The 25130-nt window shown below is 74.2% G+C and carries 3 protein-coding genes (1 of these 3 only partly in view); all 3 read right to left on the reverse strand.

What is annotated here, in order from left to right; all coding sequences use genetic code 11:
* Tightly spaced (each overlapping or abutting the next), the 3 genes in view from ACGH52_RS02460 to ACGH52_RS02470 form a layout consistent with a single transcriptional unit that may run on beyond the window.
* Window positions 1–7209, reverse strand: a complete 7209-nt coding sequence (locus tag ACGH52_RS02460; protein WP_399937213.1) for an amino acid adenylation domain-containing protein — start codon at window positions 7207–7209, stop codon at window positions 1–3.
* The gene (locus ACGH52_RS02465; protein ID WP_399937215.1) at window positions 7209–24695 is read right to left on the reverse strand and encodes a non-ribosomal peptide synthase/polyketide synthase; all 17487 of its coding nucleotides are present in this window, start codon (window positions 24693–24695) and stop codon (window positions 7209–7211) included. The genes ACGH52_RS02460 and ACGH52_RS02465 overlap by 1 nt, the downstream gene beginning before the upstream one ends.
* Window positions 24692–25130, reverse strand: partial view of an amino acid adenylation domain-containing protein gene (locus ACGH52_RS02470; protein WP_399937218.1) — the 3' end only. The gene runs 13865 nt beyond the window's last position; the window shows 439 of its 14304 coding nt (coding positions 13866–14304); its start codon lies off the right edge, out of view; its stop codon occupies window positions 24692–24694. The genes ACGH52_RS02465 and ACGH52_RS02470 overlap by 4 nt, the downstream gene beginning before the upstream one ends.

The following is a 25130-nucleotide window of genomic DNA, read 5'->3' on the forward strand; positions in this document are numbered from 1 at the left end:
TCACAGGGCGTCGGCCAGGGCCCGGCCGATGACGGCGACCGCCTCGGCGTCGGAGAGCATCCCGCCGTGCGTGGAGTCGACGTCGTGGTTGGCGATGACGCCCTTGACGTACGGCCGCCAGGCCTCCGGCACGAGCCTGGCTCGGACCTCCTCGGGATACTCCACACCGGGCGTGGGGCGGGTGGCGGTGAAGAAGAGCAGGTCCCCGCCGAACACGCCGGGCTGGAAGGTGCCCATCAGCCGGTTGTTGTGGACGTAGGCGTTCATGCTCTTCACCAGGCCCTGTTCGCCCAGTGCGGCGAGGCGGCTGTTCTCCTCCTCCAGGTACGCGGCGTACCGGGCGAGCACCGCGTCGCGGTCCGCGGCCAGCTCCCCCATGTCGAAGGAGAAGCCGGACGCCAGCAGCGGGGCGATGATCTCGTGGTCGTCCCAACGGGGCGCCTCGGCCTCCAGGTCGGGCGGGAAGGTGTCCATGATGCCCAGCGTGCGCACCTCCTCGCCCTGCTCCTGGAGCCGTACCGCGACGGCGTGTGCGACCAGGCCGCCGAAGGACCAGCCGAGCAGCGCGTACGGGCCCGTCGGCTGCACCGTGCGGATGCGGGCGACGTAGTCGTCCGCCATCTCCGTGATCGAGTCGGGCATCCGGTCCGGCTCGGTCAGCCCGCGGGCCTGGAGTCCGTACACGGGCTGCTCGGGGTCCAGGTGGGCGAGCAGGCCGGAGAACGACCAACTGGTGCCGGAGCCCGGGTGGATGCAGAACAGCGGCGGTCGCTCGCCGCGGGGGCGCAGCGGCAGCAGCGGGTCGAGCGGGTCCCGAGAGGTGTCCGAGCCCAGGGCCCGGGCCAGGCCCGCCACGGTCGGCGCTTCGAAGACGCTCCGTACGGAGATCTCCACGCCGAGGTCCGAGCGGATCCGGCGGACCAGGCGGGTGGCGAGGAAGGAGTGTCCGCCGAGCCGGAAGAAGTCGTCGTGGACGCCGACCGCCTCCTGTTCGAGCAACTCGGCGAAGAGGTCGGCCAGCACCTTCTCCTCGGGGGTGCGCGGGTGCGCGAGCGAGGCCGCCGCGGGGCGCGGCGCGGGCAGGGCGCGGCGGTCCAGCTTGCCGTTGCGGGTCAGGGGCAGGGCGTCCAGTGCGACGAACGCCGAGGGGACCATGTACTCGGGCAGGCCGGCCATCACGTGCGCGGCCAGCGTCTCGTCGAGGGCCTCCGCGGGCAGGGGTCCGGCGCTCTCTTCCGGTACCACGTAGGCGACCAGGCGCTTGTCGCCGGGCGGGTCCTCGCGGACGACCACGGCGGCCTTCGCGACGGCCGGGTGGCGGACGAGCGCGGCCTCGACCTCGCCGGGTTCGACGCGGAAGCCACGGATCTTCACCTGGAAGTCGGCACGGCCGAGGTACCGGATCTGTCCCTCGCGGGTCCAGCGGACCAGGTCGCCCGTGCGGTACATGCGTTCGCCGGGCGCCCCGAACGGGTCGGCGACGAAACGCTCGGCGGTCATGCCGGGCCGCCTGAGGTAGCCGCGGCCCAGACCGGCGCCGGCGATGTACAGCTCGCCGGTGCGTCCGGGCGCGACGGGCCGCAGCGCCGCGTCGAGGACCCGGAGGCGGGCGTTGTCCACGGGGCCGCCCATGGTGGGCGCGTTCTCCCATTCCGCCGCGTCCTCGGGCAGCACCCAGCCGGTCATCACATGGGTCTCGGTGGGGCCGTACTGGTTGTGCAGGCGCCGGCCGGGCACCCGGCCGTGGAAGGCGCGCAGGGACTCGCCGGCCACCAGTGCCTCGCCGGACTGGACGATGTCGCGCAGTTCCGGCAGGTCCAGTCCGCGTTCGCGGGCCGTGTCGGCGACCGCCTCCACGACGAGGTTGGGTGCGAACAGCTCCTGCACACCGTGCCGGTCCAGCCATCGCACCAGGCGTTCGGCGTCGCGCCGCACGTCTTCGGGGCACTGCACCAGCGTCTTGCTGTACAGCAGCGCCGAGAGGATCTCCTGCACCGACACGTCGAACCCGATGGGCGCGAACTGGGCGGTGATCCGGTTGCCCGCGAGCAGCCCGTCCTGCCAGGCGACCAGGTTGGCCGGGCCGCCGGCCTGCATGACCACGGGTTTGGGGCGGCCGGTGGAGCCGGAGGTGTAGATGACGTACAGCGGGTGCCGGGGCAGGGCCGGCGCGGTGCGTTCCGTGTCGGTGACGTCGGTGCCGGGGAGCTTCTCCAGGGCGTCGCGGACGGCCGGGTCGTCGAGCAGGACGGTGCCCGGGCGTTCCCCGGGCAGGGTGGCGGCCACGTCGGAGGTGGTCAGGAGGACGGCCGGGTCGGCGTCGTCGAGTATGTAGCCGACGCGCTCGGCGGGGTGGGCCGGGTCGACGGGCACGTAGGCGGCGCCGGTCTTGAGGATGGCGCAGACCGCGGTCACCTGGAGCGGCGAGCGGGGCAGGGCGATGGCGACGTACGACTCCGGGCCCACGCCGCGGTCGACGAGCAGCCGGGCGAGCCGGTTGGCCCGCGCGTTGAGCTCGCCGTACGTCAGCCGTTCGACGGGGCCGGGCGTCCCGTCGTCCGCGACGGTCTCGTGCACGACGGCCGGGGTGTCCGGCCGTCGCGCGGCCCACTGCTCGAACAGTTCCGGCAGGGGCCGCCACGGGTGCTCCCGGGTGGTGTCGTTCCACTCGGTGAGGACCTGGTCGCGGTCCCGGTCCGCGAGGACGTCGATGCGGCGGACCCGGGCGGCCGGGTTCTCCACGACCAAGGCGAGGAGCCGCAGCAGCGCGTCCACGACGGAGCGGGCGGTGTCCTCGTCGAACAGGTCGCGGGAGTACTCCAGGGAGGCGATCATCCCGGCGGGCGTGCCGTCGGCGCCGCGCCGTTCCGCGAAGGAGAACAACAGGTCGAACTTGGCGGTGTCGACGGTGACGGGCTCGTTGGCGACGGTGAGCCCGGGCAGCCGCCCCTGTACGTCGGCGGCGGCCTGCTGGTCGTTGTTGTCGAAGGCCAGCTGGACCTGGTACAGCGGGTGCCGGGCCAGGGAGCGCTGGGGGTTGAGGATCTCCACGAGGCGCTCGAAGGGCACGTCCTGGTGGGCGTAGGCGGCCAGGTCGACGTCGCGGACCCGGGCCACCAGCTCGGTGAAGGTGGGATCGCCGGACACGTCGGTGCGCAGCACGAGGGAGTTGACGAAGAAGCCGACCAGTTCGCCGACGGCGTCGTCGGTGCGGCCCGCGATGGGCGTCCCGATGGGGATGTCCGTGCCGGCGCCGAGCCGGGACAGCAGCCCGGCGAGTCCCGCCTGGACGACCATGAAGAGGGTGGAGCGGGTGTCGCGGGCGAGCTTGGCGAGTCCGGCGTGCGTGCGCTCGGGTACGTCGAAGACCAGCATGCCGCCCTCGCCGCTGGACACCAGCGGCCGCTCGCGGTCGGCGGGCAGTTCGAGCTGCTCGGGCAGGCCCGCCAACTGCTCGGTCCAGTGCGCGAGCTGGCGGGCGAGGACGGAGTCGGGGTCGTCCTCGGCGCCCAGCATCGTCCGCTGCCACAGGCTGTAGTCGGCGTAGGTGACCGGCAGCGGCTCCCACCTCGGGGCGTGCCCGGTGTGCCGTGCCGCGTAGGCGACGGTCAGGTCGCGGCGCAGCAGCGGCATGGACCAGCCGTCCGCGGCGATGTGGTGCATGAGCAGCAGCAGGACGTGCTCGGTCTCGGAGATCTGGAACAGCCAGACCTTCAGCGGCGGTTGCGCCGACAGGTCGAAGCGGTGCCGCACGGCCTCGTCGAGCAGTCCGCGCAGCCGGGCCTCGTCGGTCGGCACGACGTCGACGGGGACGGGCGCGGGCGGCAGGGCCCGCTGGTACGGGCCGTGCGTGTCCTCCGCGAAGACGGTGCGCAGCGGCTCGTGCCGGGTGACGACGTCGGTGAGCGCGTCGCGCAGTGCGGCGTGGTCGAGGCGGCCGGTGAGGCGCAGCGGTACGGGCAGGTTGTAGCTGGGGCTGGGGCCCTCCACGTTGTGCAGGAACCACAGGCGCTGCTGGGCGAAGGACAGCGGGACGCGCGGCGGCCGCGGGAGGGCCGGGGTGATGCCGCCGCGGCCGTCGCCGCTGCGGTCCAGGACGGCGGAGAGGGCGGCGACGGTCGGTGCCTCGAACAGTTCGCGGATGGCGAGTTCGGTGCGCAGCGTCGAGCGGATGCGGCTGACGAGCCGGGTGGCCAGCAGGGAGTTCCCGCCCCGCTCGAAGAGGTTGTCGTCGATGCCGATCCTGGGCAGCCCCAGCACCTCGGCGAACAGGCCGCAGAGGATCTCCTCGCGGGGGCTGCGCGGGCCGCGGCCGAGGACGGCGGTGTCCCAGTCCGGGTCGGGCAGCGCCTTGGGGTTCACCTTGCCGTTCGGCAGCACCGGCAGCGCGTCCAGCGCCACGAACGCCGTCGGCACCATGTAGCCGGGCAGCGTCTGCGCCGTGTGGGCGCGCAGGGCCTCGGCGTCCGGGGCGGTGCCGCCGCCTGCCGCGGGCACCACGTACGCCACGAGGCGCTTCTCCCCCGCCGGGTCCTGGCGGACGACGACGACCGCCTGTCCGACGGCGGCGTGGCGGGCGACGGTGGCCTCCACCTCGGCGGGTTCGATCCTAAAGCCCCGGATCTTGACCTGGTGGTCGGCGCGTCCGACGAACTCCAGGACGCCGGCGGGGGTGCGCCGCACCAGGTCGCCCGTGCGGTACATGCGGGAGCCGGCCGGGCCGAACAGGTCGGGGACGAAGCGTTCCGCGGTGAGGGCGGAGCGTCCCGCGTAGCCGCGCGCCACTCCGGCGCCGCCGACGTACAGCTCGCCGGGCACCCCGTCGGGCACGGGCAGGAGGCCGCCGTCCAGGACGTACAGGCGGGTGCCGTCCATGGCGCCGCCGATGGGGACCGTGGAGCCGAGCGCGCCGGGCGAGGTCACCGCGTGGTGGGTGGCGTTCATGGTGATCTCGGTCGGGCCGTAGAGATTGGTGACCGTCAGCCCCGGGCAGCTCTCCAGGACGCGGCGGAACGCCTGCGCGGAGGCGGCGTCGCCGCCCGTGGTGATCTCGCGCATCCCGGCGAAGACCTCGGGCCGCTCCTCGGCGAGTACGTTGAACAGCGCGGTCGTGAGCAGGGCACCGGTGACGCCGTGCCCGGTGATGGTGCGGGCCACGGCGTCCACGTCGGTCTCGCCGGACGGGACGACGACGATCCGGTTGCCCGCGAGCAGCGGTATCCACAGCTCGTAGGTGGAGGCGTCGAAGGCGAGGGTGGCGTTCATCAGGACGGACGTGTGGGCGCCGGTGTGCCAGCGGCCGTCGAAGGCGAGTTCGGCGACGCCCCGCTGGGTCACCACGACGCCCTTGGGCCGGCCGGTGGAGCCGGAGGTGAACATCACGTACGCCGCCTGGTCGGGGTGTACGGCCGTCCCGGGGTCGTCGGCCGGCCACTTTCCCGCGTCCGGGTCGTCCACGACGATCACGGGCACCCCGAGCGCGTCGGCGAGTTCCTCGGCGCGCGGCGCGGTCGCCCGGTCCGTGACGACGGCGCGGGCCCCGGCCTCCTGGGCGGCGTCGCGCATCCGGTCCAGGGGGAAGCCGTGGTGGAGGGGCACGTAGTGGCCGCCCGCCTTGAGGACGCCGAGCACGGCGACCGGCACCTCGGGCGAGCGTTCCATCAGCAGCACGACCGCCGACTCGGGGCCGACGTCCGCGTCGGCGAGCCGGTGCGCCAGCCGGTTGGCGCGCGCGTCGAGTTCGGCGTACGTGAGGGTGAGGCCGTCGGTCACGACGGCGGGGGCGTCGGGCACCCGGCGGACCTGGGCGCGGAACAGCTCGGGCAGGGGGGCGTCGGGCACCTCGCGGGCGGCGCCGGCCGAGCCCTCCGGCAGGGTCGACAACCCGCCCGGCTCGGCGGCGGCGGTGATCCGGGCGACCGGGCTGTCGGGGGCGGCGGCCACGGCTTCCAGGATCCGCACCACCCGGTCCATGATGTGCCGGGCCGCTGTCTCGTCGTACAGGTCGGGGCGGTGGTCGAGGCGCAGCCAGATCCGCTCGCCGGGTGCCCCGATCAGGGACAGCGGGTAGTGGTTGGCGTCCCGGCTGTCGACGCGAGTCACCTTGAGGGCGGCGTCGGAGGCCCCACCGCCGCCTCCGGAGGGATAGTTCTCGAAGACGGTGAGGGTGTCGAAGAGTCCGCCCCGGCCGTCGGAGCCGATGGCCCTGCGGATGTCGGCGAGGCCGATGTGCTGGTGGGCCAGCAGCCGGGTCTGGGTGTCCTGGAGCTGCCGCAGGAACTTGGCCATGGGCTGCGCGGGCCGCAGCCGGGCGCGCATGGGCACGGTGTTGATGAACAGGCCGATCATGCTCTCGACGCCGTCGATCTCCGACGGCCGTCCGGAGACGGTGACGCCCGCGACCACGTCGTCCCGGCCGGTGAGCCGGGAGAGCACGATCGCCCAGACGCCCTGGAGGACGGTGCCCATGGTGAGGCCCTGCTCCCGTGCCCACTCGGTGAGGGCGTGCGTGGTCCGCTCCGGCAGCCGGACATTGACCTGCCCGGGAACCATGGACACCGTGCCGGCGTCGGGCGCGACCAGGGTGGGTCCGTCGAGGTCGCCCAGCGCCTCGCGCCAGGCGTTCTCGGCGGCGACCCGGTCCTGCCCGCGCAGCCAGGCGAGGTAGTCGCGGTACGGGCGCACCGCGGGCAGCCGCGACACGTCCCCCGCGCTGGAGTACAGGGCGAACAGCTCCCGCCACAGGACGGGCAGCGACCAGCCGTCGAGCAGCACGTGGTGGAAGGTCAGGACGAGCCGGTGGCGGTCCGTGCCGAGCGCGACCAGGGTGAACCGCATCAGGGGCGGTTTCGCGAGGTCCAGGCGGCGGGCGCGGTCCTCGGCGACGGCCCGGTCGGCCGCGGCGGCCCGGTCCTCCTCGGCGAGGTCCGTGAGGTCGATGTCGTGCCAGGGCACCTCGACCGCGCGGTGGACGATCTGGAGCGGGCGGTTGACCCCCTCGTAGCGGAAGCTCGTCCGCAGGTTGGCGTGGCGGCGCAGCAGGCCGTCCGCCGCCGCCCGGAGGGCGTCGCGCCGCAGCGGGCCCTCCAGGTCCACCACGAGCTGCACCGCGTACAGGTCGGGTGCGGTCTCGTCGTAGACGCTGTGGAAGAAGATGCCTTCCTGCAGCGGTGACAGCGGAAGGATCTCCTCAAGTCCCGACTGACTCATTACGCCGTCCTCCAGTCGTCTTCCAGCAGATCGATTTCGCTCTGGCTCAGCTCGACCAGAGGCATGTCCGAGGGGGTGTAGCCGCCGGTCTCCGGCCGACGGGCGTGCCGCACCAGGGCTTCCAGCGCCCGCACCCAGGCGTCGGCGATACGGCCGACCTCCTGGGCCGGGAGCAGGTCCGCGGCGTGGAGCCAGTGGGCCGTCAGCTCGGGGCCGCGGGCCCCGTCCCGGGTGACGGCCGCGAGGTCGAGCGCGTGCGGCAGCCGCATCCCGGGCGCCTGACCGCCGACACCGCCGAGGTCGGCGAGTACCGACCAGTCGGTGACGGCCTCGGTGGTGTCCGACTCGGCGAACCGGCCCAGGTAGTTGAAGCCGATCTGGGCTCCGGTGCGGGCGGCGAGCCGGGGTGCCGTGCGGGGGTTGAGGTAGCGCAGGGCGCCGTAGCCGAGCCCGTCGTCCGGTACGGCCCGCAGCTGCTCCTTGATCCGTTTGAGGACCTGCCCGGCGGCGGGCCCGCCGGCCATCGCCTCGGCCCGGTCGTAGCTGCCGGGATCGAGCCGCACCGGGTACATGACGGTGAACCAGCCGACGGTGCGGGAGAGTTCGCTGCCCGGCAGCAGGTGTTCGGCGCGGCCGTGGCCCTCCAGGTCGACCAGGATGCCGGTGTCGCCGCCGCCCCGCAGTTCCACCAGGGCCATGGCCAGCGCGGTCAGCAGCACCTCGTCGACGCCGGTGCGGAACGCCTCGGGGACGGTGGTCAGGACGGCCTCGGTGAGGTCGGGCGACAGGGTCCGGGCCAGGGTCGCGCCCCGCTCGTTCACGTCCAGGTCCGGGTCCAGGGGCCGGCGGCCCAGCCGGGGCTCGTCCCGGCTCAGCACCTCTTCCCAGTGGGCCAGTTCGGCCTCCCGGGCGGGGTCCTGGGCCCAGTCGGCGAGCCGCCCCGCCCAGCCCCGCAGGGAGGTGCCGACGGGCTGGAGCGCGGGCTGCCGGCCGCGGGCGACCGCGTGCCAGGCCTCTTCGAGGTCGGGCAGCAGGATCCGCCAGGAGACGCCGTCGACGGCGAGGTGGTGCACGCTCAGGAAGATCCGGCCGGGCTCGTGCGGGCCCCGGTCGAACCAGAGGGCCTGCACCAGCGAGCCGTCCCGCAGCGACAGCCGTCGGCGTGCGGCGTCCGCGTGCTCCGCCATCACCTTGAGGAAGGCGTCGTCGCCCAGACCGGCGCAGTCCACCCGCGCCACGCACTGCCGTGCGCCGACCGTGCCGGGTGCGGTGACCTCCAGCCGCCAGCCGTCGCCCGCGCCCGGCCCCTCGCCCGGTGTTCCGGGTTCGGTGGTGAGCCGCAGCCGCAGGGCGTCGTGGTGGTCGAGCAGGGCCTGCACGGTGGCGGTCAGCGTGTCCAGGTCGCAGTCGGCCGGGGCCTGCACGACCCGCCACTGGTGGAGCTCGTCTACGGGGCCGCCCAGTTCGGCGAACCAGTGGACGATGGGTGTGGCGGGCACGGGGCCGATGCCGGCGCCCTCCTCCTCGGCGGCGGCGCCGTCGGTCTCGGTGACGACGCGGGCCAGGGCGGCCGGGGTCTTGTGCTCGAAGACCTCCTTGGCGGTGAGGACCAGTCCGCGCCTGCGGGCCCGGCTGGCGAGCTGGATCGACATGATGCTGTCGCCGCCGAGGGCGAAGAACTCGTCGTCGGGGCCGACCTGTGGCAGGCCGAGGACGTCGGCGAACAGGTCGCACAGCAGGCGTTCGCGCGGGTCGCGTGCGGTGCGGCCGGGCTCGCCGCCGCCGAACTCGGGTGCGGGCAGCGCCCTGCGGTCGATCTTGCCGTTGGGGGTCAGCGGGAACTCGTCGAGGTCCACCAGGGCGGCCGGGATCATGTAGTCGGGCAGGGCGCGGCTGAGATGGGCGCGGATGTCCGCCGTGTCGATCTCGCCCCCGTCGCCGACCACGTACGCGACCAGGCGCCGGTCACCGGACCGGTCCTCGCGGACCGTGACCATGCCCTGGGCCACCGAGGCGTGCTGGGCCAGGACCGCCTCGATCTCGCTCAGCTCGACCCGGAAGCCACGGATCTTCACCTGCTCGTCGGCACGGCCGACGAAGACGACGCGGCCTTCGCCGGTGCGGCGCACCAGGTCGCCGGTGCGGTACATCCGGGTGCCCGGCGGGCCGAACGGGTCGGGCAGGAACCGCTCGGCGGTCAGGTCGGGCCGCCCGAGGTAGCCGCGGGCGACGCCCGCTCCGGCGAGGTACGCCTCGCCCGTCACGCCGGGCGGCACCGGGTTGAGGGCCGCGTCCAGGACGTGCAGGCGGTCGTTGGGGATCGGCCGCCCGGCGTCCGGGACGGTGTCACCGCGCAGCGGGTCGCTCATGGTGGTCAGTACGGTCGACTCGGTCGCGCCGTAGACGTTGATCACCCGCACCCCGGCGCGCCACCAGCGCTGGGCCAGCTCGGCGGAGAACGACTCGCCGCCCATGAGCACCCCCTTCAGCGTGCGGGCGCCCTCGGGGTCGAGGGTGGAGAGCAGGGTGGGCGGCAGGGCGGTGTGCGTCACCCGCTCCCGGGTGATCAGCTCGGCCAGTTCGTCGCCGCCGACGAGGCCGGACACCGGGCCGAGGACCATGGTGGCGCCGGTGAACAGTGTCATCACGAAGTCGCCGATCGCGGCGTCGAAGTTGGGCGACACCAGTTGCAGGACCCGGCTGCCGGGTTCGAGGGCCAGCTTGTCGACGTGGGCCGCGGCGAGCGAGGCGAGTCCCGTGTGGGGGACGATCACTCCCTTGGGCCGACCGGTGGAGCCCGAGGTGTAGATGGCGTAGGCCGCGCCGTCCAGACGCAGCGGGGCGGTGCGGTCGCCGTCGTCCGGCCGGTGGCCGGGGCTCGCGGCGACGGCGGCCCGGGTCCGCGGGCTGTCCAGCAGCAGCCGCGGAGTGTCGGCGGCGGGCAGCGCCCCGTCGGTGCCCGTGGTGGTCAGCAGCAGCGCGGGGCGTGCCTGCTCCAGCATGTAGGCGATGCGGTCGGCCGGGTAGTTGGGGTCGATGGGCAGGTATCCCGCACCGGCCTTGAGGAGTGCCACGAGCCCGACCACGAGGTCCTCGGTGCGGGGCAGGGCGACGGCCACGAACTGCTCGGGTCCCACGCCGAGACCGATGAGGTGGTGGGCGAGCCGGTTGGCCCGGGCGTCGAGTTCCCGGTACGTCAGGGTGGTACCGGCGTGCTCGACGGCGACGCCGTCCGGGGTGCGCCGCACCTGGTCCTCGAACAGCTCGGGCCAGGTGCGCTCGGGCAGGTCCAGGGCGGTGTCGTGCCACGCGTCGAGGACGAGGTCCCGCTCGGCGGGGGCGAGGACGTCGATGCGGTCCACGGAGGTGCCGGGGTCGGCCGCGACGGCCTCGAGGAGTCGCAGATAGCGGTCGGCGACGGCCCGTACGGTCGTCTCGTCGAAGAGGTCGGTGCTGTACTCGACGGAGCAGTACAGGTCGCCGGGCGTGCCGTCGGCGGACGGCTCCTCGCCGAAGCCGAAGAGCAGGTCGAAGGTGGCGGTTCCGGTGCCGACCGGGTGCGCCGCCACGCTCAGTCCGTGCCGGCCGGCCGTGCCGCCGGGCACGGCACGGGCCGTGTTGTTGAGCGACAGCACGACCTGGAACAGGGGGTGGCGGGCGAGGGTCCGCTCGGGGGCGAGGGCGTCCACGATCCGCTCGAAGGGCACGTCCTGGTGGGCGTAGGCGCTCAGGACGGAGTCCCGCACCCGGTCGAGGAGTTCGGCGAAGGTCGGGCCGCCGGACACGTCGGTGCGCAGCACCAGCGTGTTGACGAAGAAGCCCACGAGGTCGTCCAGGGCTTCGTCGGTGCGTCCGGCGACGGGTGCGCCGACGGGGATGTCGCTGCCCCCGCCCATCCGGTACAGCAGGGTGGCCAGGGCCGCCTGCAGCAGCATGAAGACGCTCGCGTGGTGTTCCTGGGCCAGGGTGTGCAGCCGGTCGTGCAGCCCGGCGGGCACCGGTATCTCGAAGCGGTCGCCCCGGTAGGACGGGGACGCGGGGCGCGGCCGGTCGGTGGGCAGCGGCAGTTCCTCGGGGAGCCCGCGCAGGGTGCGCGTCCAGTAGGCCAGTTGTGCGGCCGTCTCGCTGTCGCTGTCGTCCGCGTCGCCGAGCAGTTCGCGCTGCCACCGCGTGTAGTCGGTGTACGTCACCGGCAGTGCGGGCCAGTCCGGCCGGCGGCCGTCCAGGCGTGCGGTGTAGGCGCGGGTCAGGTCGCGTGCCAGCAGCGGGATCGACCAGCCGTCGGCGGCGATGTGGTGCATGAGCAGCAGCAGCACGTGGTCGTCCTCCGCCAGGGCGAACAGCCGCGCCCGCAGGGGGAGTTCCGTGCTCAGGTCGAACGGGTGCCGGGCCTCCCGTGCCAGCCGTTCGTCGAGGTCGGTCTCGGCGACGGGGACGACGAGCAGTTCCACGTCCGCGTCGGCGGCGTCGGCCACGCGCTGGTAGGGCCCGTCCTCGTCCTCGCCGAAGGCGGTGCGCAGCGTCTCGTGCCGGGCCACGACGTCGCGGACGGCCGCGGTCAGGGCGGCACGGTCGAGCGGTCCGGTGAGCCGCAGCGACAGCGGCATGTTGTAACCGGCACCGGGTCCTTCGAAGCGGTTGAGGAACCACAGCCTGCGCTGCCCGTACGACAGGGGCATCCGCTCCGGCCGGGGTCCGGCCGTGACGGCGGCGCGGGTGCCGGTGGCGCCCGGCAGGGCCGCCGCCAGTCCGGCGACGGTGGGTGCGTCGAACAGGGCGCGGACGGCGACCTCGGTGTCCAGGACGGCTCGGATGCGGCTGACGAGCCGGGTGGCGAGCAGCGAGTGTCCGCCGAGTTCGAAGAAGGAGTCGTCGATGGAGACCCGTTCCACGCCGAGGACTTCGGCGAACAGCGTGCAGAGGATCTCCTCGCGGGTCGTGCGGGGGGCGCGGCCGGTGCCGGCGGTGGGAGCGGGGGCCGGCAGGGCCCCGCGGTCGAGCTTGCCGTTCGCGGTCAGCGGCATCGCGTCGAGCACCACGAACGCCGACGGCACAAGGTGGTCGGGCAGGGTCCGGGCGGCCTGCTCGCGCAGTTCGCCGGGGGCCGGTGCGGAGCCGTCCACCGGGACGACGTAGGCGACGAGCCGCCGGTCGCCCGGCCGGTCCTCGCGCACCAGCACCTCCGCCGTGCGCACCTGCGGCAGGGCGGTGACGGCCGCCCGGATCTCACCGGGTTCGACGCGCACCCCGCGGATCTTGACCTGGTCGTCCGCGCGGCCGAGGAACTCCAGGTGGCCGTCGGGACTCCAGCGGGCCAGGTCGCCCGTGCGGTACATGCGCGCTCCGGGCTCGCCGAAGGGGCAGGGCACGAAGCGTTCCGCGGTGAGGGCGGGGCGCCCCACGTAGCCGCGGGCGACACCGGCACCGGCGATGTGGAGCTCGCCGCCCACGCCGGGCGGCACCGGGCGCAGTTCCCGGTCGAGGACGTACACGCGGGTTCCGGGCAGGGGCCGGCCGATGTGCGGGACCTCGCCGTCGGCGAGCGGCTCACTCATGGTGGCGGTGACCGTGGCCTCCGTCGGCCCGTAGGCGTCGATGACACGGCGGCCGCCGCGGATCCAGCGGGCGGCGAGGTCCACCCCGAGCGACTCTCCGCCGGTCATCACGGTCCGCACGGTCGCGGCGCGGTCCTCGGGGACGGTGGCCAGGACCGGCGGCGGCAGCAGTACGTGGGTGGCCGCCTTCTCGGTGAGCAGGGCGGCGATGTCCTCGCCGGGGAGCCGGTTGTCGGCGGGGCCGAGGACCAGGGTCGCACCGCAGACCAGTGTCTGGAGGATGTCGGCGACGGCTGCGTCGAAGCTGAGCGACATCAACTGCAGGACCCGGCTGGACGTGTCCAGGGCCAGGTTCCGGATGTGCCCGGTGAGCATCGAGCCGAGCCCGTGGTGGGAGACGGCCACGCCCTTGGGGCGGCCGGTGGAGCCGGAGGTGTGGATGACGTACGCGGTGTGCGCCGGGTGCACGGGGGCGGTCCGGTCGCTGTCCGTGAGGTCGCCCGCGGGCAGTTCGGCCAGGCGGGCCCGGACGGCGTCCGTGTCGAGGTCGACGATCCGGGGGGTGGCGTTCGCGCCCGGTCCGGTCTCCGCCGCCTGCCTTGCACGGGAGTCGGTGACCACGAGGACCGGTGCCGCGTCGTCGAGCATGTAGGCGATGCGGTCGGCCGGGTGCGCGGGGTCCACCGGCAGCCAGGCGGCACCGGCCTTGGCGACGGCGACCATCGCCACGACCCACGCGGTGCTGCGCGGCATGAGCAGGGCCACGAGCCGGTCGGGGCCCGCGCCCTCGGCGGCGAGCAGCCGGGCGAGCCGGTTGGCGCGGGTGTTCAGTTCCCGGTAGGTGAGCGGCCCGGTGTCGCCCTCCACGGCGACGTGGTCCGGGGTGCGGGCCACCTGGTCCTCGATGAGGGCGTGCAGGGTGCGCGGCGGCAGGGCGGGTCCGCCGTCGGCCCACTGCTCGCGTACGCGGTGCAGTTCGGCGGCGTCCAGCAGCTCCGCGGCCCCGATGCGCCGGTCGGGATGCGCGGACAGCGTGTCGAGCAGGCGGATCCAGCGGGCCGCGAGCGCGTCCGCCGTCGGCCGGTCGAACAGGTCGGTGCTGTATTCCAGGACGCCGTGCAGCCCGTCCCTGGCGGCCTCGGTCCGCTCCTGGAGTGCGAAGGTGAGGTCGACCTTGGCGGTGGAGGTGCCCACCTCGTACGGCGCGGTGGAGGCGCCCGGCAGCCGCAAGGTGTGCGACACCCCGGACTGGGCCGTGTTGTTGAGCGCCAGCGCGACCTGGAAGAGCGGGTGCCGGGCCAGCGACCGCTCGGGGGCCAGTTCCTCCACCAGGCGTTCGAACGGCACGTCCTGGTGGACGTACGCGGCCAGGTCGGTCTCCCGGACGCGGTCGATCAGCTCGGTGAAAGTCGGGTCGCCGGAGGTGTCGGTGCGCAGTACCAGCGTGTTGACGAAAAGGCCGACCACGTCGGTGACGGCCTCGTCGGTGCGGCCCGCGACGGGCGCGCCCACCGGGATGTCGGTACCCGCGCCGAGCCGGGTGAGGAGGGCGGCCAGACCGGCCTGGAGCACCATGAACAGGCTGGACCGGGTCTCGTCGGCCAACTGCCGCAGCCGGGTGTACAGGCCGGCGGGGATCTCCAGGGGTGCCTGGTCTCCGGCATGGGCGGTGGCGGCGGGGCGGGGCCGGTCGGTGGGCAGGTCCAGCTCCTGCGGCGCGCCGTCGAGCGTGTCGCGCCAGTACCGCAGCTGGCGGGCCAGCGGGCTGTCGGGGTCGGCGTCGTCGCCGAGGACCCGGCGCTGCCAGAGCGCGTAGTCGGCGTACTGCACGGGCAGCGGCTGCGGGTCGGGCTCCCGGCCTTCGCGGCGGGCCGCGTAGGCGGTGGCCAGGTCGCGGCCGACGAGGGGCATCGACCAGCCGTCGCCTGCGATGTGGTGCATGAGCAGGACGAGCACGTGCTCCCGCGCGGCACCGTCGGGTGTGTCCGTCAGGGTGAACAGGTGGGCGCGTACCGGGGGTTCGGTGCGGATGTCGAAGGGCCTGCGGACCGCTTCGGCGACCCGCTTGTCCAGTGCCGCGCGTGAGGTGGTCTCCACGTGGAGTTCCGGCGGGGTGCCGGCGTCGAGGACGACCTGGTGCGGTCCCTCGGCGTCCTCGGCGTACACGGTCCGCAGGACCTCGTGCCGGGCCGCGGTGTCGGCGAGGGCCTGTCGCAGCGCGCCGGTGTCGAGGGTCCCGGTGACCCGGAGCGCGGCGGGGATGGTGTAAGTGGCGGAGGGCCCCTGGAGGCGTTCGAGGAACCACAGCCGTGCCTGCGCGTACGAGAGCGGCAGCCGCGCGGGCCGCGGGTCGACGGCGGTGACCGGGCCGCGGCCGCGGTCGGCGCTGTCGAGGACCGCGGCGAGCCCGGCCGCGGTGGGTGCCTCGAAGACCTGGCGGACCGTGACCTCGGCCGCCAGGGCGGCGCGGATCCGGTTCACCAGCCGGGTGACGAGCAGCGAGTGGCCGCCGAGGGCGAAGAAGTCGTCGTCGACGGTGACCGCGGGCAGGCCCAGCACCTCGGCGAACAGACCGCACAGCAGCTCCTCGTGCGGGGTGCGCGGGGCCCGGCCCGAGCCGGTGCCCGCGGCATCGGCGGGTGCGGGCGCGGGCAGCGCTCGGCGGTCCAGCTTGCCGTTGAGGGTCAGCGGCAGCGTGTCGAGGGGCACGAAGGCGGCCGGCACCATGTAGTCGGGGAGCGCCGCCGCCAGGTGGCGGCGCAGCGTCGCCGGGTCCGGGGCGGCGCCGTCCTCCGGTACGACGTAGCCGACGAGCCGCCGGTCGCCCGGGGTGTCCTCGCGCACGACGACGGCGGCGCGGGCGACGTCCGGGTGACCGGCCAGGCGGGCGGTGATCTCACCCAGCTCGATGCGGAAGCCGCGGATCTTCACCTGGTCGTCGGCCCGGCCCAGGTACTCCAGGCTGCCGTCGCGGTTCCAGCGGGCCAGGTCGCCGGTGCGGTACATGCGTTCGCCGGGCCCCGCGAACGGGCAGGCCGTGAACCGCTCGGCGGTCAGGGCCGGGCGGTCCCAGTAGCCGCGGGCGAGTCCGGTACCGGCGAGGTACAGCTCGCCGGTGGAGCCCTCGGGCACGGGGCGCAGGCGGGCGTCGAGCACGTAGGCGCGGGTGTTGGCGACGGGGAGGCCGATGGGCGCGGTGTCGGTCCAGGCCGCGGTGTCACCGGGCATCGTGTGCGCGGTGACGACGTGGGTCTCGGTGGGCCCGTAGTGGTTGTGCAGCAGCCGTCCGGGGCGCCGGGCGTGGTAGTCGCGTATCGCGCCGCGCGGGGTGAGCGCCTCGCCGGCCTGCGCGATGTGGCGCAGGGCGGGCAGGTCGAGGCCCTGCTCGTCGGCCGCCCGGCAGACCGCGTCCACGACCAGGTTCGGGGCGTACAGCTCGTTGGCGCCGACGTGGTCCAGCCAGGCGGCCAGGGCGTCGGGGTCGCGGCGTACGTCCTCCGGGCACAGGGCGAGCGTCTTGCCGTACAGGAGGGTCGAGAGGATCTCCTGCGCCGACACGTCGAAGCCGATCGCCGTGAACTGCGCGGTGACGGTGCCGGTGCCGCCGCCGATGGCGGCGTGGTGCCACTCCAGCAGGTTCACCATGGCCTCGGTGGGCATCACGACGGCCTTGGGCCGGCCGGTGGAGCCGGAGGTGTAGATGGTGTAGGCGGGGTGGCCGGGCAGCAGCGGCGCGGTCCGCTCCGCGTCGGTGACGTCGCCGTCGGCCGGGCGGGTGCCAAGTCCGTCGGCTTCGGCTTCGGCTTCGGCTTCGGCCAGTTCGGGTTCGTCGCCGTGCAGCACGAGTGCCGGACGGCTGTCGGCGAGCATGAACGCGGTGCGTTCGGCGGGCTGGTCGGGGGCGATGGGCAGCCAGGCGGCACCGGCCTTGAGGACGCCGAGGAGCGCCGCCACCCACCGTGCGGAGCGGGGCATGGCGAGGGCCACGCGGGACTCGGGCCCCACGCCCCGGCCGATGAGGTACCGGGCGATCCGGTTGGCGCGGGTGTTGAGTTCCCGGTACGTGAGTGTGGCGTCCCCGTCGAGGACGGCGGGCGCGTCGGGGGTGCGGGCGGCCTGCCGCTCGAACAGGGCGGGCAGGGTGGTCGCGGGCACGTCCCGGCCGGTGGCGTTCCACTCCTCGAGCAGTCGGCGGCCTTCGCCGGGCGCGAGCAGGTCGATCGCGTGGACCGGCCGGTCGCCGTCGGCGGTGACGGCCTCGACGAGCCGCAGCAGCCGCTCGGTGATCCGGTCGGCGGTGACGCGGTCGAACAGGTCGCCGCTGAACTCGAGCGCCGCGTCGATCCCGGCGGGGCCGCCGTCCTCGGCGCGCCGCTCGGTGAAGGACAGCAGCAGGTCGAAGCGGGCCACGCCGGTGTCGACGGGCACGGCGGTGGCGGTGAGGCCGGGCAGGGCGCGCACCCCGGTGTCCCGCACGTGGTTGGTCAGGACGAGCAGGACCTGGAAGAGCGGGTGCCGGGCGGGTGAGCGCTCCGGGTTGAGTTCCTCGACGAGCCGTTCGAAGGGCACGTCCTGGTGGGCGTAAGCGGCGAGGTCGGTCTCCCGGACGCGGGCCAGCAGCTCGGCGAAGGTGGGATCGCCGGACAGGTCGGTGCGCAGCACCAGGGTATTGACGAACACGCCGACGAGATCCTCGACGGCTTCGTCGCCGCGTCCCGCGACGGGGCTGCCGAGCGGTATGTCGGTGCCCGCCCCGAGCCGGGACAGCAGTGCGGCGACGGCCGCCTGGAGGACCATGAACATGCTGCAGTGGTGCTCGCGGGCCAGTCGGTCGAGCCCGGCGTGGAGCCGGGCCGGTACGGCGAAGTCCACGCGGTCGCCGCGGTGGGTGGGCGAGGCCGGCCGGGGCCGGTCCGTGGGCAGGGCGATCTCCTCGGGAAGCCCGGCCAGCGCGGTGCGCCAGTGCTCGAGCTGCCGGGCTACGGGCGTGTCGGTGGCGGCGGCCGGGCCGTCGGCGTCGCCGAGGACGCGGCGCTGCCACAGTGCGTGGTCGGCGTAGCCGACCGGCAACGGCGCCCAGTCGGGACGGCGTCCCTCGCACCGGGCGCTGTAGGCGCGGTGCAGGTCGCGGGCGAGGACGGGAAGCGACCAGCCGTCGGCGGCGATGTGGTGCACGAGGAGCAGGAGCACGTGCTCGCGGGCGGCCGTGTCCGCGCGCTCGGGCAGCCGGAACAGCCAGGCCCGCACGGGGCGTTCGGCGGCCAGGTCGAATCCGTACCGGGCGGCCTCGGCGAGGCGGGCGTCCAGTTCGTCCGGCGTCACGTCGGCCGTCTCGGGTTCGAGGGGGGCGGTGTCGCGGACGATCTGGTGCGGGCCTTGGGCGTCCTCGGCGAACACGGTGCGCAGCGGCTCGTGCCGGTCGACGAGGTCGGTGAGCGCGGCCGCCAGGGCCGGCTGGTCGAGGGTGCCGGTGAGTCGCAGCGCGAGCGGCATGTTGTAGGTCGCGGAGGGGCCCTCGTAGCGGTTGAGGAACCACAGCCGTGTCTGCGCGTACGACAGGGGCAGCCGCTCGGGGCGGTGTCCGGCCGTGACGGTTTCGCGGGCACGGCCGGCGGTGTCCAGGCGGGGCGCGAGCCGGGCGACGGTGGGTGCCTCGAACAGCGTCCGCAGGGGCAGTTCGGTGCCGAGGACGGTGCGGATGCGGCCGACGAGCCGGGTGGCCAGGAGCGAGTGTCCGCCGAGGGCGAAGAAGTCGTCGTCGACGGTGATCCTCGGCACGCCGAGGACGTCGGCGAACAGGGCGCACAGGATCTCCTCGCGCGGGGTGCGCGGCTCCCGCCCGCCGCCGTCGGCGTCGTACGCGGGCGCGGGCAGGGACCTGCGGTCGAGCTTCCCGTTCGGAGTGAGGGGCAGCGCCTCCAGGGTGGCGAACAGGGACGGCACCATGTAGTCGGGCAGCGCCCCGGCCATGTGCTCGCGCAGTTCGGCGGCCTGGGGCTCCCGGCCGTCGGCGGGCACCACGTAGGCGACCAGGCGCCGGTCGCCGGGCCGGTCCTCGCGCACCGTGGCGGCGGCCAGCCGTACGTCCGGGTGCGTGGCGAGGGCGGCCTCGACCTCGCCGAGTTCGATCCGGAAGCCGCGCAGTTTCACCTGGTCGTCGGCGCGGGACACGAACCTCAGCCGTCCGTCCGGGGTGCGGCGGGCGAGGTCTCCGGTGCGGTACATGCGGGCGCCGGGCGCGCCGTGCGTGTGGCCGTACGGGTCGGCGACGAACCGCTCCGCGGTGAGGTCGCGGCGGTCGAGGTAGCCGCGGACGACGCCGGTTCCGGCGATGTACAGCTCCCCCACGACGCCCGGCGGGACGGGGCGCAGGGCGCGGTCGAGGACGTAGGTGCGGGTGTTGGCGATCGGGACGCCGATGTCGGGGGCCTGTTCGGCCCGCGCGTCGACGACGGATGCGGTGGACCACACGGTGGTCTCGGTCGGCCCGTACACGTTGAGGACGGCGGCGGCGTCGCGGCGCAGGGTGCGGGCCAGGGCCGCGGGCAGCGCCTCGCCGCCGGTCAGCACGCGGACGCCGGTCAGCGCGGTGGGCTCGCCGTCGGCGGTGAGCGCCTGCCAGAGGCTGGGGGTGGCCTGCATGACGGTGATGCCGTCGCCGGTGAGGCGCGCGCGCAGGGCGGCGGGGTCGCGGGCCTCGTCACCGTCGGCGAGGACGACTTCGGCGCCGTTGAGGAGGGGGCCGAAGATCTCCAGGGCGGCGATGTCGAAGCCGACGGTGGTCACGGCGAGCAGCCGGTCGCCGGGGGCGAGTGCGGCCCTGCGGCCCATGTCGTGGAGGAAGTTGACGAGCGCGCCGGACGGCACGACGACGCCCTTGGGGCGGCCGGTCGAACCGGAGGTGTAGATCACGTAGGCCGGGTGACCGGGGTGCGCGGGTGCCGTGCGGTCGGCGTCGGTCGGCTCGTGGTGGGGCCTCGCGGCCAGTTCCGCGCGCGTGGCGGGGGCGTCGAGGGCGACGATGCGGCTCGCCTCGTCGGCGGGCACGGCGGCGCTGTGCTCCTGGGTGGTCAGCAGGACCCCGGGCCGGGCCTCGGCCAGCATCAGGGCGATCCGGTCGGGCGGGAAGTCCGGGTCGACGGGAAGGTAGGCGGCGCCGGACTTGAGCACGGCGAGCAGGGCGACGATCAGCTGCTCGGTGCGCGGCAGGGCCAGCGCCACGTACCGCTCGGGGCCGCAGCCGAGCGCGATGAGGTGGTGGGCCAGCCGGTTGGCGGCCTCGTCCAACTCCCGGTAGGTGAGCGTGCGGCCCCGGGAGGTGAGGGCCGGTGCGTCGGGGGTCCGTGCGGCCTGCTGTGCGAACAGTTCGGCCGGGGACGCCGTGGGGACGTCGGCCGTGGTGTCGTGACCGCCGGTCAGCGCCTGGGCGCTCTCGGCCGGATCCAGCAGGTCGAGGTCCGCGACGGCGCTGCCGGGCGCCCGGGTCGCGGCGTCCATGAGGCGTACGAGCCGGTCCGCGAGCCGGCGGGCGGTGTCCGTGTCGAAGAGGTCGGTGGCGAACTCCAGTGAGCAGCCGATGCCCAGGGCGCCGTCGTCGCCGCGCCGCTCCCGGAAGGTGAGGTACAGGTCGAACTGCGCGGTGCGGGTGCCGACGTCGAGGGGCGTCGCGGTCACGCCGGGCAGCCCGGCCGTGGCCTCGCCGGTGCCGTCGGCGGAGGCCAGCATGACCTGGAAGAGGGGGTGGCGGGCGAGGGAGCGTTCGGGTTTGAGTTCCGCCACGAGGCGTTCGAAGGGCAGGTCCTGGTGGTCGTAGGCGGCCAGGTCGGCCTCGCGGACGCGGTCCAGGAGATCGGCGAAGGTGGGATCGCCCGAGGTGTCGGTGCGCAGGACGAGCGTGTTCACGAAGCAGCCCACGAGGCGTTCCACGGCCTCGTCGCCCCGCCCGGCCACCGGGGTGCCGATCGGCACGTCCGTGCCCGCGCCCAGCCGGGTCAGCAGCGCGGCCAGAGCCGCCTGCATCACCATGAACACGCTGACCCGATGGGCACGGGCCACCTCCGCCACCCGCGCGTGCAGCGCGGCCGGCACCTCGAACTCCAGGCGTTCACCGCGGTAGGAGGCGACCACCGGCCGCGGCCGGTCCACCGGCAGCGCCAGCTCCTCCGGCAGCCCTTCCAGGTGCTCCCGCCAGAACTCCAGCTGACCGCCCAGCAACGACCGGGGATCGTCGCCCGAGCCCAGCACCTCACGCTGCCACACCGCCACATCCGCGTACCCGAGCGGCAACGGCTGCCACACGGGAGCCGCTCCGTCGAGCCGGGCCGTATAGGCAGCGGCCAGATCCTCGGCGAGGACGCGCACGGACCAGCCGTCGGCCGCGATGTGGTGCACGAGGAAGAGCAGGACGTGGTCGTCGTCCGCCACCTGGAACAGCCAGGCGCGGGCGGGGAGGTCGCCGGTGAGGTCGAAGGGGTACCGGGCGGCGGCGGTCAGGTCCTCGTCGAGCCGTTCGGTGTCCGTGGCGACGACGCTCAGGTCGAGGGCGGCGTCGTCCCGGATCACCTGGTGGGGCCCGTCGGCGTCCTCGGCGAACACCGTGCGCAGCGGCTCGTGCCGGGCCACGACGTCGGCGAGCGCGGCCCGCAGCGCCTCCCGGTCCAGGCCGCCGGAGAGGCGGAGCGCCATGGGCAGGTTGTAGGTGGCGCCGGGTCCCTCGAAGCGGTGCAGGAACCAGAGGCGTTCCTGTGCGAGGGACAGCGGCACCCGGGCGGGCCGGGGCCGGACCGGCGTGACGGGGGTGCGGGCCGTGGCGGCGGTGTCGAGCAGCGCGGCCAGCTCGGCGACCGTGGTCTTCTCGAAGACCTGCCTGATGGAGAGTTCGGCGCCGAGGACGGTGCGGATGCGGGAGACCAGCCGGGTCACCAGCAGCGAGTGACCCCCCAGATCGAAGAACGAGTCGTCGACCCCCACCTCCGCGACACCGAGCACCTCCGCGAACAGACCACACAGGATCTCCTCACGCGGACCACGCGGCAACCGGCCCCCACCCACCCGATACTCCGGCGCAGGCAACGCACGCCGGTCCAGCTTCCCGTTCACCGTCACCGGCAACCCGTCCAGCACCACCACCGCCGACGGAACCATCCCCTCCGGCAACCGCTCCCCCACCCACGAACGCACCACACCCGCATCCACCACACCACCCACCACCGGCACCACATACGCCACCAGACGCACATCACCCCCACCCTCATCCCGCACCACCACCGCACACTGACCCACACCCGGCGCAGCAGACACCACCCCCTGCACCTCACCCAACTCCACCCGCTGACCCCGCACCTTCACCTGATCATCCACACGCCCCACAAACACCAGCTCACCACCGGACGTCCACCGCACCAGATCCCCCGTGCGATACATCCGCGACCCCGACACCCCGAACGAACACGCCACAAAACGCTCGGCCGACAACCCCGCACGACCCCAATACCCATACGCCAACTGCACCCCCGCCAAATACAACTCCCCCACCACACCCACCCCCACCGGCCGCAGACCACCGTCCAGCACGAACACCGACGTGTTCCACACCGGACGGCCCATGGGCACGGGGGCGGGGCCTCGCTCGTCTCCGCACTGGTGGTGGGTGACCTCGATGGAGGCTTCCGTCGGCCCGTACAGGTTGTGCAGGCGTATGCCGAGGGTGTCGGTGAACCGGTCGCGCAGTTCGCCGGGCAGAGCCTCGCCGCTGCAGAAGACCCGGGTGAGGGTGGTGCACTCGGCGGCGGCCGGCTCGGACAGGAAGGCACCCAGCATCGACGGCACGAAGTGCACGCTGGTGATGCGCTCCCGCCGGATCACGTCGGCGAGGTACGCGGGGTCGCGGTGGCCGTCGGGGCGGGCCATGACGAGTGTCGCGCCGGTGATGAGCGGCCAGAAGAGCTCGGGTACGGAGACGTCGAAGCCGATGGGCGTCTTCTGGAGCAGTCGGTCGTGGGGGGCCAGGGGGTCGACGGACTGGAGCCACAGGAGGCGGTTGACGACGCCCTGGTGCGGAACCACCACACCCTTCGGACGCCCCGTCGAACCCGACGTGTACATCACATACGCCGCACCCCCCGGCACCGCACGCGGCACGAAACCCCCACCACCGGACAACGCCTCGTCCACACACCCCACCGGCACCCCGTCCGGCACCCGCGACACACCCTCCGCCACCGTCAGCACCACCGACGGAGCCGCATCCTCCAGCACATACCGCACCCGCTCCACCGGATAACCCACATCCACCGGCACATACGCCGCACCCACCTTGTGCACCGCCAACAACGACACCACCAACTCCACCGACCGCGGCACCATCACCCCCACCCGGTCCCCCACACCCACACCACGCCCCACCAACCACCCCGCCAACGCACACGCCCGCGCATCCAACTCCGCATACGACACCGACACACCCCCGAACACCACCGCCACCGCATCCGGCGACCGACGCACCTGCTCCACGAACAGATCCGCCAACGACACCGACGGCACCACCCGCCCCGTCGCGTTCCACTCCACCACCACCCGCCGCCGCTCACCCGCCGACAGCAGTTCCACGGAGGCGACGGGCTGGTCGGGGTCGCGGACCAGGGCGTCGAGGACGAGGCGCAGCCGGTCGAGCACGGCTCGGGCCGTGTCGTGGGCGACGGCGTCGGAGCGGTAGTCGAGCCGGAAGCCGAGCCGGTCTCCGGGGGCGGTGACGAGTGCCAGCGGGTAGTGGGTGGCGTCCCGGCTGTCGATCCGGGTGACGGGCAGCGAGCGCGTGTCGGCGGCGCCGCGGCGGGCGGCCCCGCTGGAGGGGTAGTTCTGGAAGACGCAGAGCGTGTCGAAGAGTTCGCCGGTGACGCCGGACTGGCGCTGGATCTCGGAGAGCCCGAGGTGCTGGTGGGGCAGCAGGAGGGTCTGCTCGTCCTGGAGGCGCCGCAGCATCGCCGTGAGGGTCTCGGCGCGGCGGATGCGATGCCGCAGGGGCACCGTGTTGATGAACAGGCCGACCATCGACTCGACACCGGCGACCTCGGGCGGCCGGCCGTTGACGGTGAGGCCGGTCACGATGTCGTCCCGGCCGGTGACGGAGGCGAGGACGAGGGCCCACGCGCCCTGCACGACGGTGCTGAGGGTGAGGCCGTTGTCCCGCGCCCAGCGGAGCAGCGCGGCGGTGTCTCCTTCGTCGAGTTCGGTCCGCAGTTCGTCGGGGACTACGGGGGACCGGTCGGCGCCGGGGGCGACGAGGGTTGCCTCGTCGACGTCGGCGAGTGCGTCGCCCCAGGCACGCAGGGCCGCCTCGCGGTCCTGTCCGGCGAGCCAGGTCAGGTAGTCGCGGTAGGGACGCACGGGCGCCTGCTGGTCGGTGTCGCCGCCGTTCTCGTACAGCGCGAACAGGTCACGGGCGAGCAGTGGCTGGGACCAGCCGTCGTACAGCAGGTGGTGGCTGGTGAGCAGGAAGCGGTGGACCCCGTCGCCCAGCCGCAGCAGCGTGCAGCGCATCAGCGGCGGCCGGGACAGGTCGAAGCGTCGGGTGCGGTCCTCGGTGACGATACGGTCCGCCTCGGCCGCGCGCTCGGCCTCGGGCAGGGCGCTGAGATCGATCTCGCGCCAGTCGGGCTCGACATGGCGCAGCACGAGCTGCGCCCATTCGCCGCTCTTGCGCTCGCGGAAGCAGGCGCGCAGCGCGGCGTGCCGGCGCAGCAGACCGGCGACGGCCGCGCGCAGGGCGTCCGTGTCGAGGGGGCCCGCGCCGCTGTCGTCGGTCAGTTCGAACACGGACTGCGCGGTGTAGACGTCGTCGCCGGACCGGTCGTAGACGCTGTGGAACAGGAGCCCCTCCTGTAGCGGGGAGAGCGGCAGAATGTCCTCGATGGCCTTCGCCTGTCGGCTCATGTGTGCGTCTCCCACTCCTGCGTCAGCTCTTCTTCGAACTCGTCGATCTCGCGCTGGTCGATGGACGACAGCGCCACGTCGGACGGGGTCAGCCCGCCGGCGTCGGGACGTTCGGCGTGTGCGGCCAGGGCCTTGAGGGCCCGGAACCACAGCCGGGCCAGTTCCTCGGCCCGGTCCTCGGTCAGCAGTCCGGCCGCCCAGGTCCACACGGCCACCAGTTCCGGGCCGTGCGCGGTGTCACGGGTGGCCGCGTTCACTTCCACGGCGTGCGGCAGCGGCATGCCCGGATCGTGGTCGGATCCGGTGTCGACGCCCGCCACCACGCTCCAGTCGTCGGCGTCCGCGTCGGCGCCCACCGTGTAGCGGCCCAGGTAGTTGAACCCGATCCGGGGGCGGGGCCGCGCGGCGAGCCGTCGCGCCGTACGGGGGTCCAGG

Origin of the sequence: Streptomyces sp. BBFR25 (genome assembly GCF_044590125.1) — a bacterium.
Lineage (GTDB): Bacteria > Actinomycetota > Actinomycetes > Streptomycetales > Streptomycetaceae > Streptomyces > Streptomyces canus_D.